The organism is Methylobacterium sp. E-016 (genome assembly GCF_022829745.1).
Lineage (GTDB): Bacteria > Pseudomonadota > Alphaproteobacteria > Rhizobiales > Beijerinckiaceae > Methylobacterium.
This window is the reverse complement of record NZ_JAKSYF010000159.1, coordinates 21,532-36,310: the sequence shown is the minus strand read 5'-3', so window position 1 is coordinate 36,310 and position 14,779 is coordinate 21,532. Positions and strand designations below refer to the sequence as shown.

At 69.5% G+C, this 14,779-nt stretch carries 11 protein-coding genes and 2 tRNA genes; 3 read left to right on the top strand and 10 right to left on the bottom strand.

What is annotated here, in order from left to right:
• Positions 1–403: 403 nt before the first annotated feature.
• The 8 genes from MKK68_RS24400 to MKK68_RS24365 form a co-directional block, all read right to left on the bottom strand.
• Entirely contained in the window at positions 404–547 is a 144-nt protein-coding gene (locus MKK68_RS24400) for a hypothetical protein (protein ID WP_244033169.1), read from the bottom strand.
• 515 nt (positions 548–1,062) lie between these two features.
• Positions 1,063–1,138 (bottom strand) — tRNA-Val (locus MKK68_RS24395).
• 60 nt (positions 1,139–1,198) lie between these two features.
• Positions 1,199–1,924 carry an aspartate/glutamate racemase family protein gene (locus MKK68_RS24390; RefSeq protein ID WP_244033168.1) on the bottom strand — a complete coding sequence of 242 codons (726 nt, stop codon included), beginning with the start codon at positions 1,922–1,924 and terminating at the stop codon, positions 1,199–1,201.
• A gap of 80 nt (positions 1,925–2,004) precedes the next feature.
• Complete coding sequence (lon, locus tag MKK68_RS24385; RefSeq protein ID WP_147727616.1) at positions 2,005–4,419, bottom strand: endopeptidase La; 2,415 nt, start codon at positions 4,417–4,419, stop codon at positions 2,005–2,007.
• Between the two features lie 272 nt (positions 4,420–4,691).
• A complete protein-coding gene (gene clpX, locus MKK68_RS24380) occupies positions 4,692–5,963 on the bottom strand; it encodes an ATP-dependent Clp protease ATP-binding subunit ClpX (protein ID WP_147727615.1) in 1,272 nt (423 codons plus the stop codon).
• Between the two features lie 232 nt (positions 5,964–6,195).
• Positions 6,196–6,822, bottom strand: coding sequence for an ATP-dependent Clp protease proteolytic subunit (locus tag MKK68_RS24375; protein ID WP_147727618.1), 627 nt, complete (start codon positions 6,820–6,822; stop codon positions 6,196–6,198).
• A gap of 127 nt (positions 6,823–6,949) precedes the next feature.
• Positions 6,950–8,380 carry a trigger factor gene (gene tig, locus MKK68_RS24370; protein WP_244033167.1) on the bottom strand — a complete coding sequence of 477 codons (1,431 nt, stop codon included), beginning with the start codon at positions 8,378–8,380 and terminating at the stop codon, positions 6,950–6,952.
• 188 nt (positions 8,381–8,568) lie between these two features.
• Positions 8,569–8,653, bottom strand: a tRNA-Leu gene (locus MKK68_RS24365).
• Between the two features lie 180 nt (positions 8,654–8,833).
• On the opposite strand from MKK68_RS24365, the gene MKK68_RS24360 reads away from it, so the two are divergent.
• Positions 8,834–10,297 (top strand): multicopper oxidase family protein, encoded by a 1,464-nt coding sequence (locus MKK68_RS24360; RefSeq protein ID WP_244033166.1) that lies wholly within the window; start codon positions 8,834–8,836, stop codon positions 10,295–10,297.
• A gap of 52 nt (positions 10,298–10,349) precedes the next feature.
• Here the strand turns inward: MKK68_RS24360 and MKK68_RS24355 are convergent, their stop codons facing one another.
• Positions 10,350–11,858, bottom strand: coding sequence for an NAD(P)H-hydrate dehydratase (locus MKK68_RS24355; RefSeq protein ID WP_244033165.1), 1,509 nt, complete (start codon positions 11,856–11,858; stop codon positions 10,350–10,352).
• A 215-nt stretch (positions 11,859–12,073) separates the two neighbouring features.
• Here MKK68_RS24355 and MKK68_RS24350 point away from each other — a divergent pair, with 215 nt between their 5' ends.
• Positions 12,074–12,412 carry a P-II family nitrogen regulator gene (locus MKK68_RS24350; protein WP_147727910.1) on the top strand — a complete coding sequence of 113 codons (339 nt, stop codon included), beginning with the start codon at positions 12,074–12,076 and terminating at the stop codon, positions 12,410–12,412.
• A 22-nt stretch (positions 12,413–12,434) separates the two neighbouring features.
• Complete coding sequence (locus MKK68_RS24345; protein ID WP_147727911.1) at positions 12,435–13,373, top strand: glutaminase; 939 nt, start codon at positions 12,435–12,437, stop codon at positions 13,371–13,373.
• Positions 13,374–13,512: 139 nt separating this feature from the next.
• Here MKK68_RS24345 and MKK68_RS24340 read toward each other — a convergent pair whose 3' ends face one another.
• Positions 13,513–14,532: a glutamine synthetase beta-grasp domain-containing protein gene (locus MKK68_RS24340; RefSeq protein ID WP_147727912.1), complete on the bottom strand. Its 1,020-nt coding sequence runs from the start codon at positions 14,530–14,532 to the stop codon at positions 13,513–13,515.
• Between the last annotated feature and the right edge of the window lie 247 nt (positions 14,533–14,779).

Genomic DNA, 14,779 nt, shown 5'->3' with positions numbered 1-14,779 from the left:
CCGATTCCAGCGTCTCGGACGCTGCCGGACCGGCCGTCAGCCCGGCGGCGACGGCGAGGCCGGCCAGCCGAAGCGCGGGGCGCGTCGCAGGTTTGCGTTGTGTCACGTCGATCAGCCCTTGCGGTTTCTCGAAGACCATCTCGTCCGTCTTGCAACGGATGCGGCGCTTACACGCCGGCCCGGTCACGCCCGCCCTTGGCCCACTGTAAACCAGGATGGGTAAATCGCTCGCAGGCGAATCCACCCGCAAAGTCGGCTTTATGCCCCCTGATGCATAAACGCGACAGCACCCTTGTTCGCAGGGCTATCGGGTGGGCGGAGACGCGCAGGGCCCATCGGGTGCATTGCGGCAGCGCGAAGGGCTTCCAGGGCACGGCCGCGAACGGCCGGCTCATCCGCCACGCTAGATCCGATCCGTCAGCGTCCGTGCAGCGACCTGTGCGGCAGCTAAAGCTTCTAACGGAGATAGGCGCTTCATGCTTTTTGGCTGCTCGGGCTCGGCGCACACGCAGACGTAAAAGATCACCCGATCGGCGTTGTCGATCACCTGGACCGACTCCTCCGTGACCATGATGCAGAGGGACAAGCTTAAATCGAGGTCGCTTACGCGAGCCGGATCCACACTTCGGCCGCGAGCAACACAAGGAGTCCCGATCCGATCAGGTAGAGCGACAAACGGTTCTTCGCGCTTTCCGCATGGAAGGGCTCGTCGCTTGCAGCGCAACCGGCCACGCAAGCAGGATGGCGGTGCGCACCATCCCGCGCCGGAACTTCACCGTGCGGTATGGATGGGCGACCGCCCCCGTGCGGGCTAATGTGTCCTCACGGCGTCGGTGAGATCTAGGCAGTGACCGCTTTTGAACCGGAAGATGTGCGTCGCAGGTCCGTTATGAAAACATCGACGGCTGCGTTTACCTCGCCGTCAGTGATCGTCTTCGCCTTGGACAGGTCGCCAGCGGTCGGACTGGGCATGGTGCCCCATAAGATTTGAGGTTTCTGGGGAGTTCTTAGGGACGAACTGCCCAAAAACTTCGACAAGTTGCCCTAACCCATTGATCTTACTGGTGGGCGGTGACGGGCTCGAACCGCCGACCCTCTCCGTGTAAAGGAGACGCTCTACCAACTGAGCTAACCGCCCGCGCCCGCGTGGTACGGCATGCCGCGGCACCGAGGCAAGGCCGAGGCGCGCGGCGCCCCCCTACGCGCCGGCCAGGAGCTGCGCCAAGGCCGGGGACAGGCCGGCGCTGTCGATCGCCGGGCGGTCGGGCGGCGTGGGGCCGGGTCGGGCCGCGGCGGCGAGGACCGCGCGGGTGCCGGCCTCCACCGAGCACAGGACCCGTACCGGAACCGCGGGCTGGATGCGCTCGGCGAGGCCCGCCAGGCCGGCGCCGCCGAGGATCACCGTGTCGGCCCCGTCCTCGTCGGCGCAGGCGCGGCAGGCGGCGATCAGGTCGGCCAGGGCCGCGTCCGGGTCGCGGTGGATCTCGCCGCCGGTGGCGTTCGTCGTGCGGAGGCCGGCGAGCCGGTCCGACAGGCCGAGGAGCGCGACGAACTCGCTCAGCATCGGCCGCCACGCCGTCCCCCCGGTGACGATGGCGAAGCGCCCGGCCGAGGCCGCCTCGCGGCAGGCGGCCTCGGCCATGCCGACGACCGGGACGGGGGCGATCTCGCGCAGCGCCAGCAGGCCGGGATCGCCGAAGCAGGCGAGGTAGACCGCATCGCATCCGGCCCCGTGCTCGGCGAAGGCGTCGAGCGCGGCGTGGCCGGCGATCGCCGCGGCGCTCCGGCTGGCGATGTAGCGGGCCCCGAAGCGGCCTGTCGCCGGCACGATCGTGGCGGCGGCCCCCGCGATCCGGCGGACATGCGCGGCGACGCGTTCGGTCACGGCCTCGGTGGTGTTGGGATTGATCACCAGGATGCGCATGGGCGGCCTTTCGCGGGGGACCATGCAAGCGAAAGGCCCCGGAGCGGTGCTCCGGGGCCTCGTCGTTCATGCTCGGGCGGTCAGTGGGCGACGAAGGCGGCGCCGTCCTCGGCCGTCTTCTTGACCGGGATCACTTCCTCCCAGGCGATCGCCTCGGGCTGGCGCACCAGGGCGTGCTTGAGGACCTGATCCATCATCGCGACGGGGATGATCTCCATCCCGTTCTTCACGCTGTCGGGCACCTCGGCGATGTCCTTGGCGTTCTCCTCGGGGATCAGCACCGTCTTGATGCCGCCGCGGAGCGCGGCGAGCAGCTTCTCCTTCAAGCCGCCGATCGGCAGCACCCGCCCGCGGAGCGTGACCTCGCCGGTCATGGCGATGTCGCGGCGCACCGGGATGCCGGTGAAGGTCGAGACGATCGCGGTCGCCATGGCGATGCCGGCCGAGGGCCCGTCCTTCGGGGTCGCCCCCTCCGGCACGTGGACGTGGATGTCCCGACGCTCGAACAGCGGCGGCTCGATGCCGAAGTCGAGCGCCCGCGAGCGGACGTAGCTCGCCGCCGCCGAGATCGACTCCTTCATCACGTCCTTCAGGTTGCCCGTGACCGTCATCTTGCCCTTGCCCGGCATCATGACGCCCTCGATCGTCAGCAGCTCGCCGCCGACCTCGGTCCAGGCCAGCCCGGTGACCACGCCGACCTGGTCGTCGGCATCGATCTCGCCGTAGCGGAACTTCGGCGGGCCGAGGAAGACCTGCAGGCGCTCGACGTCGATCTCGACGCTCTTCACCTTGGTGATGAGGATCTCCTTCACCGCCTTGCGGATCAGGTTCGACAGCTCGCGCTCGAGGTTGCGCACGCCCGCCTCCCGCGTGTAGCGGCGGACGAGCATCAGCAGGGCCTCGTCGTCGATCGACCATTCCTTGCTGTCCAGGCCGTGCTTCTTCAGCGCGTTCTGGATCAGGTGCTTGCGCGCGATCTCGACCTTCTCCTCCTCGGTGTACCCGGCGATGCGGATCACCTCCATGCGGTCCATCAGGGGCCCAGGGATGTTGAGGGTGTTGGCGGTCGTCACGAACATCACGTTCGACAGGTCGTAGTCGACCTCGAGGTAATGGTCGTTGAAGGTCGCGTTCTGCTCGGGGTCGAGAACCTCCAGCAGGGCGGCAGAGGGGTCACCGCGGAAATCCATGCCCATCTTGTCGATCTCGTCGAGCAGGATGAGTGGGTTCGAGGTCTTGGCCTTGCGCATCGACTGGACGATCTTGCCGGGCATCGAGCCGATGTAGGTCCGGCGGTGGCCGCGGATCTCGGCCTCGTCACGCACGCCGCCGAGCGACATCCGCACGAACTCGCGACCCGTCGCCTTGGCGATCGACTTGCCGAGCGAAGTCTTGCCGACGCCGGGGGGCCCGACGAGGCAGAGGATCGGCCCGGTGAGCTTGTTGGCCCGCTGCTGCACGGCGAGGTACTCGACGATCCGCTCCTTGACCTTCTCCAGGCCGAAATGGTCGCCGTCGAGCAGGACCTGGGCGCCGAGGAGATCCTTCTTGATCTTCGAGCGCTTGTTCCACGGGATGCCGAGCATCCAGTCGAGGTAGTTGCGCACCACCGTCGCCTCGGCCGACATCGGCGACATCTGGCGCAGCTTCTTCAGCTCGGCCGACGCCTTCTCGCGCGCTTCCTTGGTGAACTTGGTCTTCTCGATCTTGTCCTCGAGCTCGGCCAGCTCGTCGCGGCCGTCCTCGTCGCCGAGCTCCTTCTGGATCGCCTTCATCTGCTCGTTGAGGTAGTACTCGCGCTGGGTCTTCTCCATCTGCCGCTTGACGCGGGTACGGATGCGCTTCTCCACCTGCAGCACGGAGATCTCGCTCTCCATCAGCGACAGCACGCGCTCCAGGCGCGCGGCCACCGTCGGCGTCTCCAGGATCGCCTGCTTGTCGGCGATCTTGACGAGAAGGTGCGAGCCGATCGTGTCGGCGAGCTTCGAGGGCTCCTCGATCTGCGTGACCGCGGAGACGACCTCGGGCGAGATCTTCTTGTTGAGCTTGACGTAGTTCTCGAACTCCGAGAGCACCGAGCGCGCGAGCGCCTCGGCCTCGACCTTGTCGCCGAGCTCGTCGACCAGGGCCTCGGCCTCGGCCTCGTAATACTCGTCCGAGCGGGTGAAGCCGGTGATCTTGGCACGGCCGCCGCCCTCGACCAGCACCTTCACGGTGCCATCGGGCAGCTTCAGGAGCTGCAGCACGGAGGCGAGCGTCCCGATCGTGTAGATCGCGTCGGTGGCCGGGTCGTCGTCGCCGGCGTTGATCTGGGTGGCGAGCAGGATGTGGCGGTCGGTCTTGACCGCCTCCTCGAGCGCGCGGATGGACTTCTCGCGACCCACGAACAAGGGCACGATCATGTGCGGGAAGACGACGATGTCGCGCAACGGCAGGACGGCGTAGGAGCCGGTCGAGCCCGGAACGACCGGCTGGCGAGATTTCGATTGGGTCATCGTTGACTTCCTCATGAGGGACGCCGGGCGGTCGCTCCTCCGATTCGGAGCAAGCTTCCTGCCAGGGGCCGACCGGGCCGCGAGGGTCGGGATAGGTCTGCTGGAGACTTTGCGGCTGGTGGCGCGGTACCGCCCCTCAAGGGAGGCAGCGGCCACTGCGCTGAGCCTCAGGTGGTTTTCCAGGAGCCCCGTTTCAAGGTGCCCACCTGTCGCGGGCCGATCCGTGATCGGCCCGCTCCGTCAAGGACTTAGCGCATGTGCGCCGGCGCACGTCAGGCGCTGACGCTGGCCGGCGCTTCCTTGTTGCGGTCGCCGTGGATGAAGAGCGGGCGCGACTTGCCCTCGACCACCTCGGGGCCGATCACGACCTGCTCCACCGAGTCGAGGCCCGGCAGGTCGTACATCGTGTCGAGGAGGATCGTCTCCAGGATGGAGCGCAGGCCGCGGGCGCCGGTCTTGCGCTCGATCGCCTTGCGGGCGACGAGCGACAGCGCCTCGTCCTGGAACGTCAGGTCGACGTTCTCCATCTCGAACAGCCGCTGGTACTGCTTCACCAGGGCGTTCTTCGGCTCCTGGAGGATCTTCTTGAGGGCGTCCTCGTCGAGGTCCTCGAGCGTCGCCAGCACGGGAAGGCGGCCGACGAACTCGGGGATGAGGCCGAACTTCAGCAGGTCCTCGGGCTCGACCGAGCGGAACACCTCGCCGGTGCGCCGGTCGTCGGGGGCCTGCACGGTCGCGCCGAAGCCGATCGAGGTGCCCTTGCCGCGCGCCGAGATGATCCGCTCGAGCCCGGCGAAGGCGCCGCCGCAGATGAACAGGATGTTGGTCGTGTCGACCTGCAGGAACTCCTGCTGCGGGTGCTTGCGGCCGCCCTGCGGAGGCACGGAGGCGACGGTGCCTTCCATGATCTTCAGGAGCGCCTGCTGCACGCCCTCGCCCGAGACGTCGCGGGTGATCGAGGGGTTGTCGGACTTGCGCGAGATCTTGTCGATCTCGTCGATGTAGACGATGCCGCGCTGCGCCCGCTCGACGTTGTAGTCCGAGGCCTGGAGCAGCTTGAGGATGATGTTCTCGACGTCCTCGCCGACGTAGCCCGCCTCGGTCAGCGTGGTCGCGTCCGCCATGGTGAACGGCACGTCGAGGATGCGGGCCAGCGTCTGCGCGAGCAGCGTCTTGCCCGAGCCCGTCGGCCCGATCAGCATGATGTTGGACTTGGCCAGCTCGACGTCGTTGTGCTTGGTCGCGTGGGCGAGGCGCTTGTAGTGGTTGTGCACCGCGACCGAGAGGACCTTCTTCGCGAAGTCCTGGCCGATGACGTAGTCGTCGAGGACGCGCCGGATCTCCTTCGGCGTGGGCACGCCGTCGCGGCTCTTCACCAGGGAGGATTTCGACTCCTCGCGGATGATGTCCATGCACAGCTCGACGCACTCGTCGCAGATGAACACCGTCGGGCCCGCGATCAGCTTGCGGACCTCGTGCTGGCTCTTGCCGCAAAACGAGCAGTACAGCGTGCTCTTGGAGTCGGTGCCGCCAGTCTTGCTCATATCGGTCTCCGATTCGTGCGTGCGCTGCCAGCCGGGGGCACACGCGCATCGTTTACAAGTAAGGGAATCCGCTTAAAGAAAAAGTCACCTGCGCGTCTTTGCCTGGGGTCCCTCGCGAACCGGTCGCCGCGAACCCCGATGCAAACACGCGGCCGCGGCGGGATCAAGGCCGCGATCGCCACACCCCTCCCCCGGCGACGCCGCGGCCGCCGGGCGAGGGCATGCGGCCTCCTCAGGCGGAGGCCGGCTCGGGCCGCTTCTGGATGACCTCGTCGATCAGGCCGAACTCCTTGGCCGCATCGGCGGTCATGAAGTTGTCGCGCTCCAGCGCCTGGACGATCGAGTCGTAGTCGCGCCCGGTGTGCTTCACGTAGATCTCGTTGAGGCGCTTCTTCAGCGCCTCGATCTCGCGGGCGTGGATCAGGATGTCGGTGGCCTGGCCCTGGAACCCGCCGGACGGCTGGTGGACCATGATGCGGGCGTTGGGCAGAGCAAAGCGGTGGCCCGGCTCGCCGGCGGTGAGGAGCAGCGAGCCCATCGAGGCGGCCTGGCCGACGCAGAGCGTCGTCACCGGGCAGCGGATGAACTGCATCGTGTCGTAGATCGACAGGCCCGAGGTCACCACGCCGCCGGGCGAGTTGATGTAGAAGGAGATCTCCTTCTTCGGGTTCTCGGCCTCGAGGAACAGCAGCTGCGCGACGATCAGCGACGCGCCGTAATCCTCGACCGGTCCGGTGAGGAAGATGATCCGCTCGCGCAGCAGTCGCGAGTAGATGTCGAACGCTCGCTCGCCGCGGCTCGACTGCTCGACCACCATGGGCACGAGCGCGCTGTTATAATAGTCGACCGGATCTCTCATCATGGCCTTTTGGGCTCCAAGGGGCCCGGCCCTCCGCGAATCACGGAGAGGCCGGGCGCGTCAGCGAACGACGGCATTCCTTAACGCCGCCTAACCATATGCCCGCCGCCTCGAGACGAGCGCGGGCTCAGTCGGCCTTCGATTCAGCCGGCGCCGCCTCGGCGGACGTCGAGTCGGCCGACTTGGCGTCGACCTTCCCGTCGCCGGCGTCGTCGGCTTCCTCGTCGGCGAAGAGCGTCTCCTTCGAGACGGGCTCCTCCACCAGCTTGACCTGGCCGAGGACGTGGTCGACGACCTTCTCCTCGAACAGCGGCGCCCGAAGCTCGGCGAGCGCCTGCGCATTCTTCCGGTAGAAATCCCAGACCTGCTGCTCCTGGCCCGGGAACTGCCGGACCCGGGCGATGAGGGCCTGGTTCACCTCTTCGTCGGAGACCTTGATATCGGCGCTCTCGCCGACCTGCGCAAGCACCAAGCCGAGGCGCACGCGACGCTCGGCGATCTTGCGGTACTCGGCGGTGGCCTTCTCCTCGGTGGTGTCCTCGTCCTCGAAGGTCTTGCCGCGGGCCTTCAGGTCCTGCTCGACCTGGGCCCAGACGCTGGCGAATTCCTGCGCGACGAGCGAGGGCGGCAGGTCGAAGGCGTAGCGGCCGTCGAGCGCGTCGAGGAGCTCCTTCTTGAGCTTGCGGCGCGAGGCCGCCTCGAAGTCGGTGCCGATCGCCTTGGCCACCGCCTCCTTGAGCGCGTCGAGGGAGTCGAGGCCCATGCCCTTGGCGAAGTCGTCGTCGATCTTGGCCTCGCCCGGGGCCTGGATCTTGGTGACGGTCACGTCGAACTCGGCGTCCTTGCCGGCGAGCTGCTCGGCGCCGTAGGCCTCCGGGAAGGTCGCCTTGACGAGGCGCTGCTCGCCGACCTTGGCGCCGACCAGCGCCTCCTCGAAGCCGGGGATGAAGGAGTTCGAGCCGAGCTCGAGATCGATGCCCTCGCCCTTGCCGCCCTCGAACTCGGTGCCGTCGATGCGGCCGACGAAGTCGATGGTGAGGCGGTCGCCGGTCTCGGCGGCCGCGCCGGCGTCGCGCTCGGTGAACGGGCGGCTCTGGCCGGCCATGCGCTCCAGCGCCTCGTTCACTTCGGTGTCCGAGGGGGTGGCGACCAGCTTGGTCAGGCTGACGTCGGAGAGGTCGGCGAGCTCGAAGCTCGGCAGCACCTCGAGGGCGACCTTGAACGAGAGGTCGGCCTTGGCGTCGAGCGCCTTCTCGACCACCGACTGGTCGGAGGGGAACTCGATCTGCGGCTCGAGGGCGAGCTTGAGGCCGTTGTCGGCGACGATCTTCTGGTTCGCCTCGTTGACGGCGTTCTGCACCACGTCGGCCATCACCGAGCGGCCGTAGACCTTGCGCAGGTGCGCCACCGGCACCTTGCCCGGCCGGAAGCCCTTGAGCTGGACCTTGTCCTTCATGCCCGACAGCTCGGTGTTCAGGCGATCCTCGAGCTCGCTCGCGGCGAGGGACACCTGAAACGTGCGCTTCAGCCCCTCGGAGTGTGTCTCGGTCACCTGCATCGTCGTCGCTCTCAAAGTCCGTGTGATCGTATGCGCGAGCATCCGGGTGCGGCCCTTGCTGAGGCCTGGCGGAGTCGCGGGTTCGGTACGGGGAAGCGGGACCGCGCGAGGCGAACGGCATCCGCTGGGCGGAGCCGGCCGCCCGCGTCCGCACAGGGATCGGCCGTTTCCGTTTCCGACGGCGGAGCTGGTGCGGGCGGAGGGGCTCGAACCCCCACGTCTTGCGACACTGGAACCTAAATCCAGCGCGTCTACCAGTTCCGCCACGCCCGCGAGCGCCGATGCCCGGCGCGTGTCCGGCCGCCGGAGGGCGGGTCTATAGCATGCGAGGCACAGGCCGCAGCAAAAAACTTGCGGGTCCGAAACGGTGGCGCCGCGCGGGGGCGGCGGCTACAAGCGGCGGCCCCGGAATCCGCCCCGGATTCCGCGCGCGCCCCGCCGCTCCGAGGTTCCATGCCGACAGCCCGATCCGCGCCGCCGACCGAATCTCGACACGGCGCGTCGCGTCGGGCGCTCTTCCTGGGAAGCGCCGCGTTCCTCCTGCTCCCGCGGGGCGGCCGGGCCCAGGGCAAGCCCGCGGCTCCTGCGCCGGGGGCGCCGACCGCGCCGCTGCCGGAGCCGCGCGCCGCGAAGGCGGCGCCGTCCAAGACGCGCTTCCGGCCCGAGCCCGCCCCCGAGACCGCCGTATGGTCGTTCGACGGGACCTCGGCGCCTCCGACGTTCCGGGTGAAGCTCGGCGAGGCCGTGCGCGTGCGGGTCGAGAACAGGACCGACAAGCCGCTCTCGCTGCACTGGCACGGGGTGCGCAACAAGAACGCCATGGACGGCGTCGGCGGCGTGACGCAGGCGCCGATCGCGCCCGGCGCCGACTTCACCTACGATTTCGTGCCGCCCGACGCCGGCACCTTCCTGGTCCGTCCGCTCGTGGTCGGCGGATCGAGCGAGCCGTCCGGCCGGGGCCTCGCCGGCTTCCTGATCGTGGAGGAGAAGGCGCCGCCCGCGGTCGAGGCCGACGTGTCGCTGCTGATGCAGGACTGGCGCCTGCAGGACGACGGCGCGCTGCTGCCCTTCGGCCAGACCGCGTTCGCGGCGAGCAACGGGCGGCTCGGCAACCTCTTGACCATCAACGGCGCCAACGTGCCGGCCACCTTCGAGGCGCGGCCGGGCAGCCGGATCCGGGTGCGGCTCGGCAACGCCTGCAACGCCCGGGCGACCCGCATCCGCTTCGAGGGCCTGAAGGTCTACGTCGCGGCCGTCGACGGCCAGCCGACCGACACGTTCGAGCCGCTGCGCGCGACGCTGCCGTTCCCGCCCGGCACCCGCTACGACCTGCTGATCGACCTGCCGGCGGAGGCCGACGCGAAGGGTGCGATCACCGCGCTGGTCGGCCAGGGCCTGCAGCTCGCCACCGTCGTCACCAAGGGCTCGGCCGTCACCGAGAAGCGGCCGCCGATCGGGCCGATCGGCGAGAACCCGCTGCTGCCGCGCGAGGTCAAGCTGCAGAACGCGCTGCGCCGCGACGTGGTGATCACCGGCGGCGCCAGCCTCTCGAAGGACAAGCCCGAGGCGGAGCCGGCCTATTCCGGCGACGCCAACCGGATCTGGTCGGTCAACGGCACCAGCGCGACCGCGGGCCTCGCGCCGATCTTCACGGTGAAGCGCGGCCAGGTGGTGGTGCTGGCCTTGCGCAACGAGACCGCGTTCCCGCAGGCGCTGCACCTGCACGGCCACGTCTTCCGCCTGCTCCACCCCCTCGACGACGGCTGGGAGCCCTACTGGCTCGACACCTTCCAGCTCCTCGAAGGCCGCACCGCCCGCATCGCCTTCCAGGCCGACAATCCCGGCCGCTGGCTGATCAGCGCGACGGTGCTGGAGCGGTTCGACACCGGGCTGTGGACCTGCTTCGAGGTGACGTGACGCAGCCCGCTTCTTCCCTCCCCCCTTTGCGGGGCGAGGGAAAAGACCGTCGTCACCCTCCAAGCTCTTCCAGAACCCCCGCCAGCACCGCCGGCATCAACTCCGGAATATCCTCGGCGATCAGCCCCGGGCCGTGGCGCAGGCCGGCATCGCCGTGGAGCCAGGCCGCGGCGCAGGCCGCCTCGAACGGCGGCATGCCCTGGGCCAGGAGCCCCGCGACCAGGCCGGCGAGCACGTCGCCCGAGCCGGCGGTGCCGAGCCACGGCGTGGCGTGGTCGTTGATCGCGGCGCGGCCGTCGGGGGCGGCCACCACCGTGTCGGGGCCCTTGAGCACCACCACGGCGCCGACCCGTGCGGCGGCGCGGCGGGCCTGCTCGAGCTTGCCGACCTCCGCAACGGCGTCGGTGCCCGCGAACAGTTTCGCGAACTCGCCCGCATGCGGGGTCAGCACCGCCTTCGCGTCGCCGTCGGCGAGGTGGGCGGCGAGCAGGGCCGCTTGCTTGGCAAAGCTCGTCAGCGCATCGGCGTCGAGCACGAGGCCGCGCCCGGCGGCGGCCGCCACCGCGACGAGGTCGCGCGTCGCCTCGCCGACGCCGAGGCCGGGGCCCGCCAGGATCGCGTTGATGCGCTCGTCGGTGAGCAGGTCGTCGAGGTCGTCGGCGGAGTCGCACGGCCGCAGCATGATCGCGGTGAGGTGGGCGGCGTTCTCCGCCAGCGCCCGCTCCGGCGAGGCCACCGTGACGAGCCCGGCCCCGATCCGCAGCGCGCCGCGGGCGGCCAGCCGCGCCGCGCCGGTGCGGGTGGCCGGCCCCGACAGCACGAGGGTGTGGCCGCGGGTGTACTTGTGGCTCGCATCGGCGAGCCGCGGCAGGCGCGCGCCCCAGACCTCCGGTCCGTTGCGGAACGCCGGGGCGCCGACCGCGAGCCCGGCCGCGAACGCCGCCGGGCCGGTGCCGATCCCGGCGACGTGCAGCCGGCCGCACAGGCCGCGGCCGGGCTGCAGCCGGTGGCCGGGCTTCTCCGCGACGAACGTGACGGTCTCGACCGCCCGGAGCGCGAAGCCGCGGACGGCGCCGGTATCGCCGTCGACCCCGCTCGGCACGTCGACCGCCAGCACCGGGCGCCCGGACGCCGCGACCCGCTCGAGCGCATGGCGGGCCGGCCCTTCGAGGTCGCGCGACAGGCCGGCGCCGAACAGCGCATCGACGACGAGGTCGGCGCGCGACGGATCGGCCTCCGCCAAGCCCAGCACCGTCCCGGTCCACGCCGCCGCGGCCTCGGCCGCATCGCCCGAGAGGGCGTCGCGGGGGCCGAGCAGGGCGAGATCGACGCCGTATCCGGCCTCGGCGAGCAGGCGGGCCGCGACGATCCCGTCGCCGCCGTTGTTGCCGGGGCCGCACAGGACGAGCACCCGGCCGCCCGGGGTCAGGTGCGCCCGCGCCCGCTCCGCCACCGCGGCGCCGGCCGCCCGCATCAGGGCGATGCCCGGCGTGCCCCCGGCGATCGCCGTCGCATCGACGGTCCTCATCGCGTCGACCGTCATCAGGCGTGAGCCGTCCATCGCGTCACTTCCGTCTCGTTCGAACCCACGCTGCCCGTGCACGGTCCAGCCGATGCCCAAACAATCGGCCCTCACAGCAAAATTGCCTAAACGATTTGCATTTCATGCAACCAGAATGGGCAGTTTCCCCGGGGGCGGGTTGAAAACGGCGTGGCGGCCGGACCGGTGGAGTGATAGAAATTCGGCATCATAGAGCGCAGGTTGGGCCGTCCGGCATGAAGAAGATCGAAGCGATCATCAAGCCCTTCAAGCTCGACGAGGTAAAGGAGGCGCTCCAGGAGGTCGGCCTCCAGGGCATCACCGTGATCGAGGCCAAGGGCTTCGGCCGCCAGAAGGGCCACACCGAGCTGTATCGCGGCGCGGAATACGTCGTCGATTTCCTGCCCAAGGTGAAGCTCGAGATCGTGCTCTCGGACGCCCTGGTCGAGGGCGCCGTCGAGGCGATCCGCAAGTCGGCCCAGACCGGCCGCATCGGCGACGGCAAGATCTTCGTCTCGACCATCGAGGAGGCGATCCGCATCCGCACCGGCGAGACCGGGCCGGACGCGATCTGAGCCCCGCGCCGGGAGGCGGCGCGTGAGCCTCGCTCCGCACCTGCGCAGCGTGGTCGAGGAGATCGCCTACGAGATGCGGCAGCGCTCCGACCGGGGCACGGTCGCGCGCTACATCCCCGAGCTCGCCCGCGTCGACCCGCAGGCCTTCGGCCTCGTCGTGATCGATGCCGACGGCACCATCGCCGCGGCCGGCGACAGCGAGACCCCGTTCTCGATCCAGAGCGTGTCGAAGGTCTTCACCCTGACGCTCGCGCTCGGCATGGTCGGCGACGCCCTGTGGAAGCGCGTCGGGCGCGAGCCCTCGGGCAGCCCGTTCAACTCGATCGTGCAGCTGGAGCGCGAGCAGGGCGTTCCGCGCAACCCATTCATCAATGCCGGCGCGATCGCGGTGACCGACGTGATCCTGTCCGGCCACCAGCCGCGCGAGGCGCTGGGCGAGATCCTGCGCTTCATGCAGGCGCTCGCCAACGACCCGACCATCGCCATCGACGAGGCGGTGGCGGCGTCCGAGAAGCGCACCGGCTTCCGCAACGTGGCGCTGGCCAACTACATGAAGTCCTTCGGCGTGGTCGAGAACCCGGTCGACTACACGCTCGGCGTCTACTTCCACCATTGCGCGATCAGCATGTCGTGCCGGCAGCTCGCCACGGCGGGGCGCTTCCTGGCCCATTCCGGCCGGAACCCCGCCACCGGCCTGTCGGTGATCCCGCCCGAGCGCGCGCGCCGCATCAACGCGGTGATGCTGACCTGCGGCCACTACGACGGCTCGGGCGAGTTCGCCTACCGGGTCGGCCTGCCGGGCAAGAGCGGCGTCGGCGGCGGCATCCTGGCGATCGCCCCGGGCCGGGCCTCGATCGCGGTCTGGTCGCCCGGCCTCGACGAATCCGGCAACTCGCATCTCGGCCGGATCGCGCTGGAAAGCCTGACCAAGCGCATGGGCTGGTCGATCTTCGGCGCGTGAGCTCTCCGCGAAGCGCCGAAGGGCCTCCTCTCCCCTCCGGGAGAGGGGGGTCCGCGTTCCGACCGGCACGCGCCTGGGGAACGAAAGACGGCGCGGATCCGAAGACCCGCGCCGCCGCGTAAGGCCGAAATCCCGGACCTCAGTGGGTCGGAACCGACTCGACCGTCTTCAGGATCTGCGAGGCGATCTGGTAGGGGTCCCCCTGGCTGTTGGGACGGCGGTCTTCCAGGTAGCCCTTGTAGTCGTTGTTGACGAAGGAGTGCGGCACGCGGATCGAGGCGCCGCGGTCGGCCACGCCGTAGGAGAACTGGTTGATCGCCGCGGTCTCGTGCTTGCCGGTCAGCCGCATGTGGTTGTCGGGGCCGTAGACGGCGATGTGGTCGTCGAGGTTCTCCTTGAACGCCGCCATCAGCTTCTCGAAGTATTCCTTGCCGCCGGTCTCGCGGAGGTAGGTGGTCGAGAAGTTGGCGTGCATGCCCGAGCCGTTCCAGTCGGTGTCGCCGAGCGGCTTGCAGTGGTACTCGACGTCGATGCCGTACTTCTCGCACAGGCGCTGCAGCAGGTAGCGCGCGACCCACATCTCGTCGGCGGCCTTCTTGGAGCCCTTGCCGAAGATCTGGAACTCCCACTGGCCCTTGGCCACCTCGGCGTTGATGCCCTCGTGGTTGATGCCGGCGTCGAGGCAGAGGTCGAGGTGCTCCTCGACGATCTGGCGCGCGATCGGGCCGACGTTCGAGTAGCCGGCGCCGCAATAGTACGGGCCCTGCGGCGCGGGGTAGCCGGTCGACGGGAAGCCGAGCGGGCGGCCGTCCTTGTAGAAGAAGTATTCCTGCTCGAAGCCGAACCAGGCGCCCGGGTCGTCGTGGATGGTGGCGCGCTTGTTCGACGGGTGCGGGGTCTTGCCGTCCGGCATCATCACTTCGCACATCACCAGCACGCCGTTCTTGCGCGTGGAATCGGGGAAGTGGCGCACGGGCTTGAGCATGCAGTCGGACGAGCCGCCCTCGGCCTGCAGGGTCGATGAGCCGTCGAAGCCCCAGAGCGGGAGCTGCTCGAGGGTCGGAAAGCCGTCGAAGTCCTTGATCTGGGTCTTGCCGCGAAGATTCGGGACCGGCGTGTACCCGTCGAGCCACAAATACTCGAGTTTGTATTTCGTCATTCCGAGTCTCTCGTCCGTTAACGATGAAAAGCCAGCGGGAACGGCAGCCGCTCCGGGGCTTCCGACGACCGAGACCCCGCTAGCAGGGACCGTGCCAGCGAAACGCCGTCCCGCCGGCGGTTCCCGTCCCCGCGCGGCCGAGGCATTCAACTCCGCGTGAGCGTCGGGCTCGGAGGGGGCCGCCCCGCTCGGCTCGGGCGCGGGCGATGCGGCGGCACCGCCCGTCGTCCGAGGCCGCGCGCGCCGG

Bases quoted from the DNA above. Each gene is read 5' to 3' on its own strand.
- MKK68_RS24390 (WP_244033168.1), bottom strand. From the start codon at position 1,924: ATGCGCATCCTGGTGATCAATCCCAACACCACCGAGGCCGTGACCGAA.
- lon (WP_147727616.1), bottom strand. From the start codon at position 4,419: ATGACCCAATCGAAATCTCGCCAGCCGGTCGTTCCGGGCTCGACCGGC.
- clpX (WP_147727615.1), bottom strand. From the start codon at position 5,963: ATGAGCAAGACTGGCGGCACCGACTCCAAGAGCACGCTGTACTGCTCG.
- MKK68_RS24375 (WP_147727618.1), bottom strand. From the start codon at position 6,822: ATGAGAGATCCGGTCGACTATTATAACAGCGCGCTCGTGCCCATGGTG.
- tig (WP_244033167.1), bottom strand. From the start codon at position 8,380: ATGCAGGTGACCGAGACACACTCCGAGGGGCTGAAGCGCACGTTTCAG.
- MKK68_RS24360 (WP_244033166.1), top strand. From the start codon at position 8,834: ATGCCGACAGCCCGATCCGCGCCGCCGACCGAATCTCGACACGGCGCG.
- MKK68_RS24355 (WP_244033165.1), bottom strand. From the start codon at position 11,858: ATGGACGGCTCACGCCTGATGACGGTCGACGCGATGAGGACCGTCGAT.
- MKK68_RS24350 (WP_147727910.1), top strand. From the start codon at position 12,074: ATGAAGAAGATCGAAGCGATCATCAAGCCCTTCAAGCTCGACGAGGTA.
- MKK68_RS24340 (WP_147727912.1), bottom strand. From the start codon at position 14,532: ATGACGAAATACAAACTCGAGTATTTGTGGCTCGACGGGTACACGCCG.